The 17,072-nt window shown below is 58.6% G+C and carries 15 protein-coding genes; 4 read left to right on the top strand and 11 right to left on the bottom strand.

The genetic code is table 11. The annotated features are described in order from the left end of the window. The 10 genes from AD662_RS27885 to AD662_RS27840 all read right to left on the bottom strand — a co-directional run. Positions 1 to 705, bottom strand: a 705-nt coding sequence (locus tag AD662_RS27885; protein ID WP_053190101.1) for an IS110 family transposase, incomplete at its 3' end; no start/stop codon positions are given. A gap of 416 nt (positions 706 to 1,121) precedes the next feature. Beyond that, positions 1,122 to 1,481 carry a DUF6124 family protein gene (locus AD662_RS27880; RefSeq protein ID WP_053190100.1) on the bottom strand — a complete coding sequence of 120 codons (360 nt, stop codon included), beginning with the start codon at positions 1,479 to 1,481 and terminating at the stop codon, positions 1,122 to 1,124. A gap of 549 nt (positions 1,482 to 2,030) precedes the next feature. Then, the gene (locus AD662_RS27875; protein WP_053190099.1) at positions 2,031 to 2,696 is read right to left on the bottom strand and encodes a hypothetical protein; all 666 of its coding nucleotides are present in this window, start codon (positions 2,694 to 2,696) and stop codon (positions 2,031 to 2,033) included. Between the two features lie 250 nt (positions 2,697 to 2,946). Further along, on the bottom strand, positions 2,947 to 3,357 hold the full coding sequence (locus AD662_RS27870; protein WP_053190098.1) for an SMI1/KNR4 family protein: 411 nt from the start codon (positions 3,355 to 3,357) through the stop codon (positions 2,947 to 2,949). Positions 3,358 to 3,482: 125 nt separating this feature from the next. Beyond that, complete coding sequence (locus tag AD662_RS27865; RefSeq protein ID WP_053190097.1) at positions 3,483 to 4,106, bottom strand: hypothetical protein; 624 nt, start codon at positions 4,104 to 4,106, stop codon at positions 3,483 to 3,485. Positions 4,107 to 4,227: 121 nt separating this feature from the next. After that, positions 4,228 to 4,662 (bottom strand): tetratricopeptide repeat protein, encoded by a 435-nt coding sequence (locus AD662_RS27860; RefSeq protein ID WP_053190096.1) that lies wholly within the window; start codon positions 4,660 to 4,662, stop codon positions 4,228 to 4,230. Positions 4,663 to 4,924: 262 nt separating this feature from the next. After that, a complete protein-coding gene (locus AD662_RS27855; RefSeq protein WP_018611722.1) occupies positions 4,925 to 6,073 on the bottom strand; it encodes an ankyrin repeat domain-containing protein in 1,149 nt (382 codons plus the stop codon). Further along, entirely contained in the window at positions 6,066 to 10,439 is a 4,374-nt protein-coding gene (locus AD662_RS27850; protein ID WP_053190095.1) for an RHS repeat-associated core domain-containing protein, read from the bottom strand. Before AD662_RS27850 ends, AD662_RS27855 begins: the two co-directional genes overlap by 8 nt. Before the next feature lie 238 nt (positions 10,440 to 10,677). After that, positions 10,678 to 11,112, bottom strand: a complete 435-nt coding sequence (locus tag AD662_RS27845) for a DcrB-related protein (protein ID WP_053190094.1) — start codon at positions 11,110 to 11,112, stop codon at positions 10,678 to 10,680. Positions 11,113 to 11,130: 18 nt separating this feature from the next. Further along, positions 11,131 to 13,062: a type VI secretion system Vgr family protein gene (locus AD662_RS27840; protein WP_053190093.1), complete on the bottom strand. Its 1,932-nt coding sequence runs from the start codon at positions 13,060 to 13,062 to the stop codon at positions 11,131 to 11,133. 275 nt (positions 13,063 to 13,337) lie between these two features. On the opposite strand from AD662_RS27840, the gene AD662_RS27835 reads away from it, so the two are divergent. The 4 genes from AD662_RS27835 to AD662_RS27820 all read left to right on the top strand — a co-directional run bounded on the left by AD662_RS27835 (position 13,338) and on the right by AD662_RS27820 (position 15,985). Next, a complete protein-coding gene (locus AD662_RS27835) occupies positions 13,338 to 13,772 on the top strand; it encodes a DUF1795 domain-containing protein (protein ID WP_018611730.1) in 435 nt (144 codons plus the stop codon). Positions 13,773 to 13,826: 54 nt separating this feature from the next. Next, entirely contained in the window at positions 13,827 to 15,122 is a 1,296-nt protein-coding gene (locus AD662_RS27830) for a PAAR domain-containing protein (RefSeq protein ID WP_053183082.1), read from the top strand. Then, on the top strand, positions 15,119 to 15,652 hold the full coding sequence (locus tag AD662_RS27825) for a hypothetical protein (protein WP_018611734.1): 534 nt from the start codon (positions 15,119 to 15,121) through the stop codon (positions 15,650 to 15,652). Before AD662_RS27830 ends, AD662_RS27825 begins: the two co-directional genes overlap by 4 nt. A gap of 66 nt (positions 15,653 to 15,718) precedes the next feature. After that, positions 15,719 to 15,985 (top strand): hypothetical protein, encoded by a 267-nt coding sequence (locus AD662_RS27820; protein WP_248842558.1) that lies wholly within the window; start codon positions 15,719 to 15,721, stop codon positions 15,983 to 15,985. Between the two features lie 138 nt (positions 15,986 to 16,123). Here the strand turns inward: AD662_RS27820 and tssI are convergent. Continuing rightward, on the bottom strand, positions 16,124 to 17,072 hold a 949-nt coding region (gene tssI / locus AD662_RS27815), incomplete at its 5' end, for a type VI secretion system tip protein TssI/VgrG (RefSeq protein ID WP_156334948.1).

Genomic DNA, 17,072 nt, shown 5'->3' with positions numbered 1-17,072 from the left:
CGATATACGCAGGTCTAGGCCCAGAAAAGCGATGAAGGCATCGGCATTTCTGAAATCTCCACGCTGAAACGACGTGAGCAAACGGGCACCGCTCAATAGGCCAATGCCTTCGACTTTCATGCAACGCTTGAGCTGAGCGCCCAAGCCAGCTGCTTCCAACTGCGTCTGGATTGTTTTCTCGAGCAAGATTTCCAGTCGTTGCATGGCCTTTATCTGGTGCTCAAACGCCGTTTTGAGCAACGGTTCGTTGGACCAACTTTGCTTGAGGCTGACACGCGCCTGGACCAAGGCTGCCCGGCGCCGGAAAAGGCTTATAAGACGGCAATACAGGGGCGAAGGCGGAGTCCACGGGTGCAACTGGTGGCCTTCGTTGTTCAAGTAGCGAGCCAACAACCGAGCATCCAGCGCATCGGTTTTAGCGCGAACTTTCACACCTTTGCGGTAATGGCTGAGCTCGTAGCCGCCGATCGTGTAGATCACACAGCCTTGCGCATAAGCCAGGTCGGCGAATTCCTGGTGATAGATATTGGTGGCTTCGATGGCGACATCCACTGGCGCGGGCAGCTCCTTGAGCCACTTCTTGATCGCAGCTTTGGTGTTGGGGATCGCTTCCAGTCGATCTGTTTCTGCGTGATAAATCACTAACTCATCTTTGGCGACATCAACACCCACGATCGGCTTTGCGACAGAAACCGGCATTGCCATTGAAAATCCTCCGGGCTAAGGTTTGAACACTTGAAGGGTTCACCCAGAGGCGCAGGCTTGTTCCTATCGTCGGTCTAGGCCAGATGCATTCTTTATCGGCGCTTGGGTGAAAGGAGGAGGGGTGAAATCTCCCACGGTCTGTACTGCGCGAACAGTCAGAATCGAGCTTTGTCCCTCCTCCTCCCTTCAAGTCCTACCATACAAGCGAGCTTGCTCGCGAAGGCGGCAGCACGTTACACACCAAGTCTCAAAAGATACTCGGTCCCCGTGGCGAGGGAGCTTGTTCCCGCTCGGCGGCGCAGCCGTCGTAAACCGGCCGACGTGGTATTTGCGAAGAAATGCGTCAGTCTGTTTTGGGGCGGCTTCGCCGCCCAGCGGGAGCAAGCTCCCTCGCCACAGGTGGGGTGGTGTAGCGGCTAGCGGGGGTCGACGTTATCCAGCACACGGCTGGCCAGCAATGAGCTCAGTTCGATCAGTTGCTGGATGCCAAGGGCGATGTGGCGGCGGGGGCCTTCCAGGTCGAAGGCCAGGTTGCTGATCATCGCGTCGGCGGATGCCAGGTTTTCGCTGAGGTTGGCGAGCAGGCATTCGTTGTCGACGTTTTTTGCCACGGTGAAGAGCTGGTCTGGATTGGATGCTTCTTCGGACTTTTCCGGTTTCGGTAGCAGGTAGTAATCCAAGGCGCGCTTTTCTGCTTCGTCTTGTTTCTTCGTTTTGGATTGAGTGGACGCAGAGGTGTGATCTGCCTCGGGGGGATTCGGTGTAATTTTGAACATGGTGCAGCTCCTTTCGTAAGAGGAACCATCACCGTCTGCCGCCAAGCAGATGGGGTGACGGATTACACAAGGTTGGCGGACCGGAACGAAAGGAACCCGGCATCCCCGAAGGGATCCTTGCGCAACCCGCCATAACATAGGAATGCCAATGCCAGAGGCATCGCAATCATGTTGAGGGGCTGTTGCGCCTTTCGTATACCGGGCCGCCAAGCCCGACCACTGATGGGCAGTGGCAGGCAAACGATAGAACCCATGGGCAAGGCGCACAAGCGGGCGGATTCTGGCGTAGTTGTAGGCAATGGCGCAAGGATTCGTAGCTTGGTGGAAGCGTTGCGGAGAGAGAATAAACAAGCCTTCGTAATGCCCAGGATTCGGGGCGAGGGAGCGTGCTCTCGCTCAATGGCGCAGCGGTTTTTATGTAGGAATGCGCCGGCATTTTTGGGGCGGCTTCGCCGCCCAGCGGGAGCAAGCTCCCTCGCCACGTGATCTGTGTTTCGGATCAGGCCCTGTGGTGTTGGCTCGATCGGCATTTCGCCCTTTGGACAGCTGTCAAAGCTTGTCCAAGCTAGAAACCGTGGTGGTGTAGAAGGCCACGCCCGACTTGTCGATGACCTTTATTCTGCCGCCTTCCTCCTTGAGGTCTTTGAGGTACGGACCGAACGCTATTTCGTCGGGCGCGGTTCGCAGAATTTCTTTGTCGAGTACCGGTGTGTCTTTCCTCAAGACCTTAAGGTTCATGAGGAAGCAGTCGATGGTTAACTGGCACTCCAGGGCGCAGACATAGTCAGACCCTTTTATTTTTTTCTGCTTGAAGGTCCACTCGTTTTTATAGTGGTTGCGGCGGAACTCATCCATTGCGTTTTTCAGCAGATCAAGGGGCAAGGCAATGTGTGGGCGGCATTTTTCCAGGCCTTCCAGCAACAGTTGTATAAAAAACTCATTGAGCTCGTTGGCAGATGTGCATTTTTTATACAGTTCGGTATCCAGGCCGACATTGACGATGAGCGCGCCACTGGAGTTTACATAGGGCTCATTGACGGCTTGGCGGGTGCCGACAAAGCAGATTTTCTTGAAGTTGGGCGTTTCGAATTTTTCTGCACTCAGGCTGCGCTCAAGAAAATTGCAGATCGATCGGCTTTGGTCGCGAAACGGATGAATAATTTCGTCGCTGAATTCGCCCAGGTCGGGGTATAGATAAATTTCTTTTAAGATCATGGTCTTGAATGCCTCGCTGGGTCTAGTTCCTGCCTGCGACGATTCGCGTTTCTTCGCTCAAAATCTCGACTTTCCAACGAGCAACTGGGCCGGCCGGCTCTTTTTGATGACTCTGGATTCGTAACGTCCTCTTGAAATCCAATACTCATACGTAGACCTGAGCGAGCCTCGTGAGGCAATCGCTTCACAGGCTCGTGGGTAGGTTATTTCCAGGCAGCATGGTAAGCCTGTCCAGCGATGACACATGGCTCTATTGGCCTGTGAGTTCAGCGAGGAATTCTTCAAATGATTCGCATACGAAAGCCAGATCCTCTTCATCCATCAAGTACAGGTAAATATTCCCGAAGTCAGCTTCCTTAACGGATAAGAGGAAGGAATTGCTACCGTGATCGTACGCAAAGGGGATCATTTGTTTTAGTGACGGAGCGTCGTCCGTCAAGTCGCGATAGACCGTTTCGATAGGGGCTTGTCCGTATTTGATCGGAGTGAACCCACCCAGCAAGAAATCATTCTCGCTACTGCTCTCAGACAAATCGCCGCCGTTGTGCTTTAGATAAAATTGCCTAAAGGCTGTCGGTAATTCCACATTGAATTTTTCTTGGAGCTCATTCAGTTCTTGCACAGAGAGGGTGCGTTCGGATTCTTCGAGGGCCAACCGCATTTGGATGCTCCTTTTTTCAGCTATTGAAGTGTTCTGACCTTTCGCCAAGTCTTCAATATGACGTTCCTTTTGGGGCGGCTTCGCCGCCCAGCGGGAGCAAGCTCCCTCGCCACGGGAATTTGCGCTTAACCTGCGCCTAGTAATTTGTTCGCAAGCGCCAGATCGAACGGCTTGTTCCCAAATATTGATTTAGTCGCCAGGGCTTTCTTGAGCACATCCGAATCCAGGCTCAGATTGTTTTTGTGCGCTGCAAAGACAATCGTCAGGAATGGAAACGCATAGTTATCCGGCTCGGCCAACACGTCATCGATTAATGCGGGGGAGCCAAGAACGCTGTGCTCTGCCTTGGGCAGGTAAAATTTCTCGAGCCGTTCGGTTATTTTTTTGACGGTTGCGCTGATGGCTTGAGGGGACGGAGTTCTGATGATGCCGCCCAGCTCGTCACCGAACTGTTTTGCTTCCTCCGACAAGGAGCTCTTCGACAAAAATGATGAATTCAGCAGCCGGCTCTCGTAGGGCGGAGATTGCTCTTTACAGAAGCTAAAGGCCTCGCACGTATAGATCTCCAACCCCGCGTAATAACCGTCGGCCTTGGTCAAGTGTTGAACGTAGATTTCCCCAAGCTTTTCCTTGGCAGCGAGCAGGTCAAGTTTATTTTTGCTGGCCTTCAGGTCAAGGTGGGGTGACGTTGTTTGCTTCAGCGCCGCCAGTAACTCCGCTTCCAGGTGCTTGCGAATTTCCACACTCATGACGTAGACCTGAGCGAGTCTCGTGGGGCAATCACTTCATGCTCATCCGTTGGCTCGATCGGCATATAAATGTCAAAGCTTGTCCGGGCTAGAAACCGAGGGCTCTAGAGCCATGCTTTGGTCAGGCCTTTTTTTCCAAGTAAAACTTCAGATATTTTTTGGGTCTTTCTTGAAAGGCTCGAGCTTTGCCGAAGCTGTAGGCGTCATCAAAGTACCTATAAGCCTGCGCGTGGTCTCCCAGCTCAAAATAGACCATTCCCAGGTTAATCAGCGGCCCTGTATCGATATCCGATTCCCGGCCATCCAAGGTCTTTTGTGCCCAGTCTTTAGCAGCCTCGAAATCCCCATTGTCAAAATGCAGGTTGAAAAAAGAACCTGTGACCCAGGCTGACAAAGGTGTCCATTCCAGCTTCGGTTCAGGAAGCAATTCCCAAGCTTTTTGGTACAGGGCTTGAGCTTCATTTTTTTTGTTTTGCTCATCGAGCTCATTACCCGACGCCATGATGCGCATTACTTCGTCTGCCAGCGTCGGGCTTTCATCTGCCAAGCCTTTCATAGACGTTCCTGTTACGGCTTTTCTGCCGGGCCAATAAAATCACCGGGGTCCTATCTCTATCTGTCGGGAGCGAGCCTTTGGCGGCTTGTCGACAATGACTGGATGCCGGGGCGGTGTGGCGTGGTGATCCTTTCGGACCGAGAGAGTGTCGTTCATCCCGAGAGATCACTGACCGGGCGCCGCCATCAATCCCTGTGGGAGCAAGCTCGCGATGGCGGCAGCACGTTACATCTCCGATCCCTCCAGATTCATCCTCTACGCGTTAACTCTGTAGCGGTGAAGTCAACGCGATACTTTTCCAGCTCGCCTTTCGTTTTTTCTCCAAGAGCGAGGCTAAAGCGTCGCCCTCAGGTAGCCCTTTCTTCGGTAGCTTGAAGGGAACCAGAACGTAGAGCTTTACCGAGTCCTCATGGTGTTCATCCACGGGTTCTTCGGTGGTGTTCCAAATTTTGTCCACGACCAACAGCGCGTCGGTATCGCTCGGCCAGCTGAGCTGGGCGAAGTCTTTATCTATTTTTGAAATGATCCGGCCTTCCTCCAGCGGTGCACCGCCCAACGTTTTTTCCGCCAACACCATCAGTAACGCTTGAGGGAACATCCATTGGCTGTCGCGGGTAAAACCTTGTTTGGGTAGCCGCCAGTTTCCTGGAAGGCAAATGAACAGCTCCGTGCGTGCCTTTGCCACAAAAAGACCCACGGTGAATAAAATCTTGAAGTCGGTTTTGTTGGCGATGCAGCTGACTCTGAAGCTCACATCCGCAGCGTCAGGTTGAGGGGTCAATGCCTTAGGTAATACCCAGCCTGCCGTACTGCTCACGAAATCGACAATCCCGTACCCTGGCAGGTCTTCTTCGTCAGTCGCTGTTTCGAGGGCAGAGACGGCGCCGTGTGCCTTCAGGCATTCGTAAATGTGAGGGAAGTTCCAGCTCTGGGCCAGATCAAGGGCGGTGCGATTGAGCTTGGCGTGTAGCCTGTTAACGTCTGGGTGATATGTGAGCAGCAGTTCAACGGTTTCTTTCTGCCCAAAAGTAACAGCGGTGATCAATGGGGTCGTGACTGACAGGGGTGAACCATTGACGTCAGCACCTGCCTCAAGAAGCCAGCGTACGGTTTCCAGATGACCGTTTTTTGCCGCCAATGCAAGTGCGGTCGTGTTGCCGGAGCCTACGGTAGGTTGGTCAAGGTCCATGCCTAAGACAACTAGCAAGGCGCACACTGCGACCTGATTCTTTTCGGCCGCATGGTGCAAAAGGCCTGGATAACTCACTAAGTCATAACGGGGTGGTGCAAGCAGCTCGGGATGACTGTTCAGTTGAGTACGCAGGAATTCGACGTCTCCCGCCTCTATCCGCGCATAAAGGTCCCGTATTAGAGAGGCGTTTGTTCCGTATGTTTTTTCCAGGCTAGTCATCTAAAAATTCACCGTTTTTCATTTTTTCACCCATCGCGTTCAGCGCTTCAATCACTTTGCTCTTGCCACCTTTTCGCGCCTCTGCGAGCGTTTGAGAGACTTTTCGGGCGCTGGCAATGGTGTGGTTCCCGCTGCCGTTGGGTGCCCATACGAAATTGTGAGGGCTGTCGTTCAAGCCAACGCCAAATTTTTTCAGGATCGCCTGGGAATGGGCGACATACCGGCGATTGCTGTCGGACCAGTTCTTGGGTGCCTTCTCACGCACGATGTGATGGCGGTGGGCTCTGTCCATGACAGCAGCCGAGGGTTTTGGCCCCATGGCGTTTTTATCCGCCTTGGACAGACGGCATGTTTCCAAACCTAAAGGATCGGTCCATCCGATGGGGTTCGGCGAATATTGATAAAAGTTAAATCCTCCCGCCAACCCAATCGGATCCGGCGTAGTAAACCGCCCCACATCCGGATCATAAAACCTGAACGTATTGAAATGCAGCCCGGTTTCCCGGTCCAGGTACTGCCCCTGGAACCGCAAATTCTGCTCTTCGATGTAGTACGGCTCGCGCACCTCTTCCAGCGTATTGCCCCACACCCGATACGTAGCCTGCCAAACGTTGTGCCCGTCGGCTTCGGTGAGTTGTTCCGGCAGGCCGTTGAGGTCGTTGTGGTAGTAGCGGACCTTTTGCAAGGGGCCGCTGCCGTCTACCCGGGCCAGGGGTTCGTAGCCGTCGTCTTCGTAGAGGTACAGGCTGGTTTGCTGGTGGCGGTGCTCCTGCAACAGGCGCAGGCCATCCCAGGTGAAGCGGGTTTCGCCCAGCGGGTAACCATTGTTGTCGTGCTCGGCCTTGGCGATGCGCCGGCCCAGCGGGTCGTAGGCCATTTTCACCACGCTGCCATTGTCGTTGCGCACTTCAATCAAGCGGCTTTCGGCGTCGTAGGCAAAGTGCTGTACGCCGCGTTTGGCGCTGCGTTTTTCGATCATCCGGCCGAAGGCATCGTAGCGGTAGCGCTTGTCCTGGTAGGTCAGCAGTTTGTTGTGCACCACCAATCCGGCGCCGGGCGCTGGGCCGTCCAGCAGGTTGGCGGCGGCGTCGTAGGTGAAGGTCTCGCGCTGGCCGTGCAGGCTGTCCTGGCTGGCGATGATGCGGCCGGTGGCGTCGTAGTGCAGGAGCTGGCGCTGTTGTGCGGCGGGTTGCTGGTCGAGTTTGCCGATGAGGTTGTCGGCGGGGTCGTACTCGAAGTGTTTTTGCACCGCCGCCGGCAGCAGCGAGGGTTGGCTGCTGTGGCGGCGTTGCCGTGCGCGCAGGCGGCCGCTGCGGTCGTATTCGCTGCGGGTGCTGATCTTCCCTTGGGTGCGCAGCACTTCGCGGTGCAGGCGGTCGCGTTCGAAGTCGCTGATGACCTGGCCGTCGAGGTTGATCTGGTGCAGGTGGCCGCTGCCGTAGTACAGGCGGTTGACCCAGCGGCCATCGGGCAGCTGGGTCTGGATCAGGTTGCCGAGTTCGTCGTAGTGGTGTTGCAGGCTGCCGGCGGCGCTGTTTTCGACGAGCAACTGGCCGAGGGCGTCGTAGGCGAAGCTCAGGGTTTGCGCGTTGCCCAGCAGGTCGGTGAAGGTGACGGCGGTGAGTTGGTCCAGCGGGTCGTAGAGGTATTCAGTGCGGCCATCGTCGGTGACTTTGGCGATCAGCCGGCCCACGGCGTCGCGTTCCAGGCGATGGACGATGGGCGCCGGCGGTGTTTCGGGAATGAGCGCCAGGCCCGTGCCGTACGGCGCGGGTATCGCCGTCACCGCCGCGACGTTGTCGAGGCGGTCGTAGTCGTAGCGCTTGGCGCTGCCGTCCAGGTCTTGTTGTTCGGTCAACCGATCCCCGATATCCCAAGCAAACCGGTAGCTCTCGCCATTCTCGTTGGTCAGCGCTTGCAGCCGGCCGAAGCTGTCGTAGGCGAATTGCACCTGCCGGCCTTGGGCGTCTGTGCGTTGGCGGACCTGGCCGCGGCGGTTGTGTTGGTAGAGCGTGGTATGCCCGGCCGGGTCGGTGTAGCCGGTGAGTTGGCCGGCGGTGTCGCGCTGGTAGTGTTCGGTGCGGCCGTCCGGCAATTGGCTGCTGAGCAGACGCCCCTGGGCGTCGTAGCGGAATTGGGTGCGCTCGCCGAGGGCGTCGGTGATGGTTTGCAGGTAACCGCGCGCGTCGTAGCTGAAGCGCGTCGGGTAACCCGAGCAATCGACGTGTTCCACCAATTGGCCGAACGGGTTCCAGCGCAGCTTCTTGCTTTTGCCGGTGGCGTCGATGATCTCCACGACTTGGCCATGGGTGTCGTAGCGGTAGCGGGTGATGTGGCCCAGCGGGTCGGTTTCCGCGGTGCAGTTGCCGCGTTGATCGTAGCGGTATTTCCAGCTGTGGCCGACGGCGTCGGTGTCCACCAGCGGCAGGGCCCAGTGTTCGAGCCATAACGTCGAACCGCTGCGGCCCAACGGGTCGGTTTCGCTGAGCAGGTTGCCGGCTTCGTCGTAGCTGAATGTGTACTGGCCGCCCTGTGGATCGGTGGCGCTGAGCAACTGGCGCTCATCGTTCCATTCGAACAACCACGTCTGGCCGAGGTTGTCAGTGAACTGGGTGATCTGGTGCTGGCTGTTCCAGTGCCGGGTGCTGACGCGCTGCAAACTGTCGCTGATGCGGGTGATGCCGGCCTTGAGGTCATAGTCGAACTGGTAGGCGTCGCCTTCGTCGGTCCAGTGCCGGACCACGCGCCATTCCTGGTCGTCGATCAGGGCCCATTCGTAGAAGCAGTGCAGGCCGCTGGGCAACTGGTGCTCGACCATCCGTTGCCCGGCGTCGTAGCTGAAGCGCCGTTGCACCTGGCCGGTGGCGTCGCGCACTTCGGCGAGGGTGTTCGCCGCGTCGTAGGCGTAGCTGACCAGCACTTCCCGCGATTGGTCGGGGTAGAGGCGCTCGATGTGGGTGACGCGTTCGCCTGCGCGGATCAGCTCGACTTGCACCAGGTCGAAGGTGTCGCGCAGCCGCACCAGGCGTCCGGCGTCGTCGTAGTCGAGGTGGATGCGGTTGTCGTTGCGGTCACCCAGCTGGCTCAGGCGCAGGTGTGATGGGTTGGCGGGCGAAGGTTCGAACAAGCGGTACAGGCCGTCGTCGCTTTCGATCAGCAATTGCCCGTTCACATGGCGGCGCACGGCCAGGCCTTCGCCGGCGCTGAACACCGCGCCGCCCAACGGGATGGAGCCCATGTCGATGGGCCGGCCTTGTTCGTCGGTGTAGACCAGGGTTTCGCCGCCCTCGGGGTGGGGCTGGATTTCCACTTGGACTTCGTAGGCCACGCTCCAGCCGGTACCGAACAGGCTGTCGCGGCGTTCGTCGCGGCTGTTGTAGACGCGTTGCCAGTCGAGCGGCAGGATGCCGGGCAAGACGAAATCCAGTTCCTCGTCACCGCCCAATACTTTGGCGCCTGTGGCGGCATGCACCGGGTTCGACGAACCCACGGCGGCGTTGGCGGCCGCGTTCGCCGCGCTGCTGGCGGCCATGGACACCGCGCCGCCCACCAGCATGCACGGCAGCTTGCTGAAGAACTTGCCTTTGCCGCCCTTGAGCATCAGCAACGCGGTGACCGCCAGGCCTACGCCCGGGGTCTTGCCGCTGCGGATCTCGCGCACCACCACCGAGCCGCCGCCAATGGTCACGTTGGGCGAAATCAGCCCGGCCGACACCACCGTTGCATCGCAGGTGCTGCGGTCGCCGCTGCGCACGGCGGGCTGGCCGTTGATGGTGACCTTGTCCGAACCTTCGGCCATGAACTGCGGCGGCATCGGTGGATGCTTGGTGCAGATCACCAGGTCTTCCGGCTTGGGCACGGCGCCGGGGGCGGGTGTTGCGACGGTGGGGCGCCACATTTGCGAGAAGAAATTCCCGGCCATGTCCAGGTAGCTGGGCTCTTCTTCAGGCTCGGGGGCTTCAAGCTCGGTGCCGGCCGGGGCGACATGGGATTCAATCGCCCCGGCGGCGCGGGCCGCGGGGATATTATTGGTGAGGGTGTCCTTGGAGCCGGTGAGGATGTTGGCCTGCACCGTGGGCGGAAAGAGGGCGTTGCCGATGCCCTCGCATATATTGCTCAGGCCTTTGTCGGCCCCGGTCTTGCTCATGGCCAGGCCGACGATGGTGCCCACCACCAGGCCCAGGACGAAGCAGCCCAGGCCGCCGGTGACCACGGTGATGCCCGTGGCCGCGACCACGGCGGCGGTCGCCAGGGCGGTGATCGCGATGTTGGCCGCCACCTCCAAGACGCCGCCAAGGATGTCGGCCATCATCGAGGTGTGGTTGAGTGCATCGCCCAGGCGGGCGGCCCAGAGCGCGTCAGACATGCAGGTCGCTCAGGTGGCTGATGACAGTGTGTTCAAGCAATTTGATGCCTTCCATTGCGCCTGTTGTCCTTGTGGGTTACGGCATGCTCGTTAATGCCATTTTCAGGCGCTTGATCCGCTTCGGTTTGTCCCTGTGGGAGCGAGCTTGCTCGCGATGACGTCTGACCAGTCAACATCACTAGCGTCTGACCCACCGCTATCGCGAGCAGGCTCGCTCCCACAGGGATGGGGGTGGTTGTCAGGGTTGGGTGTCGAACACCAGCGAGCCCTTGATCGTCGCCCAATGCGCCGCTTCGGCATCGCCCAGTTTTTCGGCTTTCACATAGCTCAGGGCAAGCATCTTGCGGGTGCCGGGCAGTACCAGTGCGAGCTGATATTGGAAGACCTTTTCGTTGCCCTTGTTGAACTGGCTGCGCAATTCGATGGCTTCGACTTCCTGGTTGGCGCCCACGCGCACGGTGGCGCCCGGTTGGCAGCGCAGTTGCTGGACCTGTTTTTCCAGGCGCTTGAGCTGGTCGTCGAGGTTGCTTTGCAGGGTCTCGCCCTCGGCGAGCAGGCTGCGGCTGACGATCAAGGAGGTGCCCAGTTCGGGGAACTTGAGGATGTTGATTGTCGCGTCCAGCAATTCGCTGGGCGGCAGCTGGAACTGGAATTCATTGAGGCGGTAAGTCATGGCGCAAAAATCTCGAGGTTAGCCCTTGGGGAACGCGGCGCTGATGTTGGCATCGATGCTGCCCTTGACGCCCTGGCCGTCCGGCGTGGCTCCGGGGCCGCCGCCGTTGTTCAGGTGCAGCACGCCGCCGGTGTTGAACTCGGCATCGCCGCTGGCGTAGAAGCTGATCTGCACGCCGGTCAGGTTGATCTGGCCGCTGGCGTTGAGCTCCAGGATGCTTTCACCGCACACCAGGCGCAGGTTCTCGCCCACTTCGATGACGTAGCTCTGGCTGATGCTGTCGGTCTTGCGCTGGCCCACCGAGAGGATGTCTTCCTGCTTGACGATGCGCAGGCGGTTGTTGCCGATGGTCACCGTCTCGTTGTGGCCGATGCTTTTGTTGCGGTCATGGCCCACCGAGTGGCTTTCATCTACCTCGACCACGATGTCCTGGTTGCGCTCGGCATGGATGTACAACTGCTCGGCGCCTTTCTTGTCTTCCATGCGGATTTCGTTGAAGTTCGCCGGCGTGCCGCCCTTGCTCGAACGGCTTTTCATGCCGCTCTGGGTCGCGTTATCGGGCAGGTCGTAGGGCACGGTCTGTTCGGCGTTGTACACGCGACCGGTGATGATCGGCCTGTCGGGATCCCCTTCAAGGAAACTGACGATCACTTCCTGACCGATGCGCGGGATCTGCATCGAGCCCCAGTTTTTCCCGGCCCAGGATTGCGACACACGAATCCAGCACGAGCTGTTTTCGTTGGATTGGTCGTGTCGGTCCCAGTAGAAATGCACCTTCACCCGGCCGAATTGATCGGTCCAGATTTCCTCACCTTTGGGGCCGACCACCAACGCGGTTTGCGGGCCTTTGACGATGGGGCGGTGGGTAGTCGCCAGCGGACGATAACTCTGCTGGGCGTCGATGCAGGTCAGGCTGCTTTCGAACTGCGCGGTCGGCGCGCCACCACCGGTCTCGCCGCTCTCCTGGGAGAGGTAGTAGCGAGCGCCGACGATCAGGTATTCGCGGTTCTGGTCCTGGCGGCTGAAGCCGGTGAGGCTGAACAGATGCCCCGAGCCCAGGCCCCGGGCGTTACCCGCCAGTTCCACCTGTTCATGCAGGCTCTGCAAGGCCTCGATGCGGGTGCGGGCGTAGTGTTCGCCGTCCTGGCTCTGCACGTAAGTGCCGGGGTAGTCGTACAGCGGATAGTCGCCGGCGGTGTGTGGGCGTGGCATGGCCGAGCGCACGTCGATGCGCGCGCTGGGGCGCTGGAAATCGTAGTCGTTGAGTTCCAGCGAACCGGGCTGGACTTCTTGGGCCAGGTGCCAGTCGTGGATGTGGTCGCGCTCGCGCTGCTGCTCATTCTTCGGGTAGTACGGCACCGAACCGTAGCCGGGGGCCGTGGTATGCGCGCCATAGGCGTCGGCCAGCACCAACACATGCCGACCCTGCTCATGGCGGAAGAAGTAGTAGATCCCTTCCTGCTCCATCAGGCGGCTGACAAAGTCGAAACTGGTCTCGCGATACTGCACGCAGTATTCCCACTCGCGATAGGGGCGGCTCAAGGCGTCTTCGAAATCGGAAAAGCCCAGGTCGCGGAACACCTGCTTGATGATCTGCGGGATGGTGAGGTTCTGGAAAATCCGGCAATCGGAGGTGCGGGTCAGCAGCCACAACCACGGCCGAAGCGTGGCCTGGTAGCTGGCGAATTGGCCCTGGTCGACGTTCTGGCTGCAACGGGCGACGATGCCATGGAAATAGCGCTCGCCACCGCCATCGAGCTGCAGGTTCACGCACATGGGTTTGCCGAGCAACTGGTTGAGGTCGATGGCATTGTCCAGCGAGTGCAACTGCAACTCGTAGTTGAACAGCCGCCCCAGCTCTTCGCCACCGCCCATGTCTTTGAGCAACAGCACCTCAGGTCCCAGGGGGCTGGTGACCTTGGCCAGGCGTGAGGCTTGGTTGAATAACATCAATTATCCCTTGTTGATGCCTTGCATTCCTGTAGGAGCTGTCGAGCAACGCGAGGCTGCGATCTTTGCCCAGACCCTTGAGTCTAAAGCGAAAGATCAAAAGATCGCAGCCTTCGGCAGCTCCTACGGGGTGCTTGATAGCTAGAGTAGTGACGCTGATCGCATAATGTAGTGCCTTACGTGAGGCAGAGGAACCCGGTTCTTGATTGTTACCAGGCATTACTTGAATATCTGCTCCTTCGCGCGTCACCTCACGTCCATGGAAAGCGATTACTGTGACCTCTTACCGCATTCAAGAAGCCGATCTCGAAATCCCCGATACCTGGCAGGACCAGAGCATCAATATTTTCAAGCTGCCGGCAGTCGGTCCTGCTAAAGAAGCCAGTTTCGTCATCAGCCGCGATGCCAGCCAGGGCGACGCTCCTTTTGCCGAGTACGTGGACCGCCAACTCAAAAGCGCGGAGCAGCAACTGCCGGGCTTCAAGCTGGTGCAGCGCTGGGATACGGTGCTGCAGGGGCACACCACCACGTTGCTGGATTACACCTGGCAACGCGAGGGGCGCGACCTGATGCTGCGCCAGGTGTTCATCGAGCGTAAGCCCTCGGTGCTGATCACCACCTTGACCACGACACCGAATGATTTCACCTATCACGAGCCGGCCTGGAAGCTGGCGATGCATTCGTTCCAGCCACAGCCGCCGATTGTCTGAGCATCGACACGTCCCACTGAGCAGTCATACGAATCAGTAAGGTAGATGCGCGCAATGGATGCACAGGCAGCAGCACGTCTGGGTGACGAAATAGCCCACGGGTTCGGGTTGGCCGCGATGGTCGCCGGCGCCGTGGCCGGTGCCTTGATCGGCGCCGCGGTCGTTGCCGCGACTGTCGCCACGGGTGGCGTGGCCCTGGCGATCATGGCCGGCTCGATTGCGGCTGGCGGCTTGTCGATGTTCCAGATCGTCAAGGGCCTCTCCACCATTTTCAACCTGCCCGAGCCCACCACGGGGACGTTGATAATGGGCAGCTTCAACGTCTACATCAACGACCGCAATGCCATGCGGGCGGGCGAAGATACGTCATCTTCCTGCACCGGGTTGCCGATGAACCACCCGATCTGGCCCTTCCCGGTGCTGATCGCCGAAGGCAGCGCCACGGTCTTCATCAACGGCAAACCGGCGGCGCGCTTGCACAGCAAAATGGTTTGCGGTGCGCACATCAAGAGCGGTAGCCCGAATACGTTCATCGGTGGGCCGACGGTGTCGGTGGCGTTTGTCTTGGACATCGAAGGCTGGATGCACACCGGGTTGGAAGCATTAGGATTATTGGCCATGGGGGGCGCGGCGATTCTCGCGGCCATGGCTGGCGTTGCCGCTCTGGTCGGTTTTGTGGTGATCGGCGGCACGATGATGGCTGGCATGGCGTTGCTGGGGGATTTGGGGGATCGCTTGGGGCCGGGTTACCGGGACCTGCTGCAGGGCGTCGCGGGAATGGCGCTTTTGGGCCTGGGCCCGAAAATGGCAAAAATCGGTACGGCGCCCAAACCGCGCTCGGTGAGCTTCAAACCGGGCTACACGTCAGAGGATATCGCTGCGATACCCAAGTTAAGCCGGCCCAATCCTGCCGATTACCTTGAGGCCTCCTATATCGACAAGCACCTCAAAGTCTTTCAGGATGAGGGCGGTGCGTTTCTGTTTACCCCCGATGACATTGCCAACCCCATGTATGGAACCTTTAGCGACACTAAGTACGTCATGGCCAAGTCAGACCTGCACGGTGTGGTCGCCGAGTTTAAGAAAACCGGTGATCTTTCCATTCTGGAGACCGCTTTGGGTTATGAACCGGGCAGCTTCACCGGCAAGGAGATTTACATGATGAACCTGGAAAATCCCAAGGTTGTCATGCCCTCCGGTAACGAGCGCGGAGCGAACCCGTTATGGCGCCCTGGCGGCCTGACCCATCCCGGCGGTATGCGTGAAGCGGTATTGGATAAGGTGGCCATCCCACACAATAACGACATCAATTTCCTGCTCGCGAACCCGGATGTAGTGAGAATCCAATGAGTGCCACCTTAGATAACGTATTGCTGTTGGCCCTGGCCAATGATGAGCTGGATAAATTCCTTGTCGGCGAGCCGTTCTATTTCCAAGAAGCCCAGAACGATAACGAAGAGCCGCAGAACATCGTCGCGGCTTTCGATTTGCTGGTGCTGCGTTACTGGCAACAGACCCGCGACCCCCAGTTTCCTGGGCGCTTCGTGGCGGCTTTGCTCAAGATTCTCGCGACTTATCCTGATCGTAATCGGGCGATTTATGTCGCCGCGGTGTGGGTCTGGTACTACCGGTTTTGCCTGAGCAAAAAGCAGGCACAACCCGAGGGGCTCTATGCCGACCTGTTCGAGGTTGATATGGGGGCTGTGGCGCTGGCCCTCCAGCGCCAGCTTGAGCTCAACAAGGCGGAGCTCGTCCAGGACACGCGGTGGGCGGGCGGTACTTGGAACAGCCAGAACGGTCTGTGGGGGCCGCTGATGCGCACCGCCCTGGTTGTCCGGGATAAGCTGGGCGGCCCTGACTTTGTGCCGGCCAATCTCTGAGTGATTGATGGTGTGTTGAAGGCCTACGTGGAAAGAGCCGACGGTGACTCGATTGGTGTTCGAATCATGGATAGCGCGCTGGATTTTTCCCTGCGCGCTATCGGGTTTTCGAATGCGGCAGAGAAAGATGTCTACGTTTTTCAGGTCGCGGATAACAAGCAGAAGGCTAAGGTATTCGATGAGCTCCGTTCATTGGGCGTGGCCTTTTCGGCGGGCAAGGAATGGTGCCCCTGCGAAGTGTTCGAATATCTTCGTGACGAGCAACTGCTGAGCGGCAAGTACTTGCGAGTCGCGTGGACGCAGCCTGGCCAATACATGCTTACGAACGCGTGATATTGCTTCCGCCGGGCTGCGTTGTAGGAGCTGTCGAGTGCAACGAGGCTGCGATCTTTCCCCAGATATTTGAGTCTCAAGGGAAAGATCAAAAGATCGCAGCCTTCGGCAGCTCCTACAATGGCCCTGCCATGAACCTCAGCGTTTGGCCTTTGTCGGGAACAACGCTTTTACCGCCGCATCAATCACACCCTTGATGCCCTTGCCTTTGGCATCCACTTCGCTGGCGCCGCCGGAGTTGAGGTCCAGACGGCCGCCGGTGTCGATGTTGCCATTGCCACTGGCGTAGATGTTGAACGCGGTGCCCGAGATGTTGATCTCGCCACTGGCATTGAACTCCAGCACGCTTTTGCCGCACACCAGTCGAATCTGCGACCCCGCCTCCATGAGGTACTGGGTCGCGACGCTGTCGCTCTTGGTGCCGCCGACGACCAGGGCATCGTTGCGCTGCACCGCCCGCAGTCGGTCTTGGCCAATCCGTGCGGTTTCGTTGTGGCCGATGCTTTTGTTGCGGTCGTGGCCCACCGAATGGCTCTCGTCCACCTCGACCACGATGTCCTGGTTGCGCTCGGCGTGGATGTACAGCTGTTCGGCGCCTTTCTTGTCTTCCATGCGGATTTCGTTGAAATTCGCTGGCGTGCCGCCCTTGCTCGAACGGCTTTTGGTGCCGCTCTGAGTGGCATTGGCGGGCAACGCATAAGGCACGGTTTGTTCGGCGTTGTACACGCGACCGGTGACGATCGGCCGGTCCGGGTCGCCTTCAAGGAAGCTGACGATGACTTCCTGGCCGATGCGCGGGATCTGCACCGAGCCCCAATTCTTGCCGGCCCAAGCCTGCGACACCCGAATCCAGCACGAGCTGTTTTCGTTGGATTGGTCGTGACGGTCCCAGTAGAAATGCACCTTCACCCGGCCGAATTGATCGGTCCAGATTTCCTCACCCTTGGGGCCGACCACCAACGCGGTTTGCGGGCCTTTAACGATGGGGCGGTGGGTAGTCGCCAGCGGGCGATAACTTTTCTGGGCGTCGAGGCAGGTGAGGCTGCTTTCGAACTGCGCCGAAGGCGCGCCGCCGCCGGTTTCGCCG

The organism is Pseudomonas kilonensis, assembly GCF_001269885.1.
GTDB lineage: Bacteria > Pseudomonadota > Gammaproteobacteria > Pseudomonadales > Pseudomonadaceae > Aquipseudomonas > Aquipseudomonas kilonensis.
The sequence above is the reverse complement of the archived record's forward strand: the minus strand, read 5'-3'. Positions and strand labels throughout refer to the sequence as shown.

What these genes read in the sequence shown, in the direction of transcription:
- AD662_RS27865 (WP_053190097.1), bottom strand. Translation starts at nt 4,106, where the DNA reads ATGAGTGTGGAAATTCGCAAGCACCTGGAAGCGGAGTTACTGGCGGCG.
- AD662_RS27830 (WP_053183082.1), top strand. Translation starts at nt 13,827, where the DNA reads ATGGATGCACAGGCAGCAGCACGTCTGGGTGACGAAATAGCCCACGGG.
- AD662_RS27840 (WP_053190093.1), bottom strand. Translation starts at nt 13,062, where the DNA reads ATGTTATTCAACCAAGCCTCACGCCTGGCCAAGGTCACCAGCCCCCTG.
- AD662_RS27875 (WP_053190099.1), bottom strand. Translation starts at nt 2,696, where the DNA reads ATGATCTTAAAAGAAATTTATCTATACCCCGACCTGGGCGAATTCAGC.
- AD662_RS27880 (WP_053190100.1), bottom strand. Translation starts at nt 1,481, where the DNA reads ATGTTCAAAATTACACCGAATCCCCCCGAGGCAGATCACACCTCTGCG.
- AD662_RS27855 (WP_018611722.1), bottom strand. Translation starts at nt 6,073, where the DNA reads ATGACTAGCCTGGAAAAAACATACGGAACAAACGCCTCTCTAATACGG.
- AD662_RS27860 (WP_053190096.1), bottom strand. Translation starts at nt 4,662, where the DNA reads ATGAAAGGCTTGGCAGATGAAAGCCCGACGCTGGCAGACGAAGTAATG.
- AD662_RS27850 (WP_053190095.1), bottom strand. Translation starts at nt 10,439, where the DNA reads ATGTCTGACGCGCTCTGGGCCGCCCGCCTGGGCGATGCACTCAACCAC.
- AD662_RS27845 (WP_053190094.1), bottom strand. Translation starts at nt 11,112, where the DNA reads ATGACTTACCGCCTCAATGAATTCCAGTTCCAGCTGCCGCCCAGCGAA.
- AD662_RS27825 (WP_018611734.1), top strand. Translation starts at nt 15,119, where the DNA reads ATGAGTGCCACCTTAGATAACGTATTGCTGTTGGCCCTGGCCAATGAT.
- AD662_RS27820 (WP_248842558.1), top strand. Translation starts at nt 15,719, where the DNA reads ATGGATAGCGCGCTGGATTTTTCCCTGCGCGCTATCGGGTTTTCGAAT.
- AD662_RS27870 (WP_053190098.1), bottom strand. Translation starts at nt 3,357, where the DNA reads ATGCGGTTGGCCCTCGAAGAATCCGAACGCACCCTCTCTGTGCAAGAA.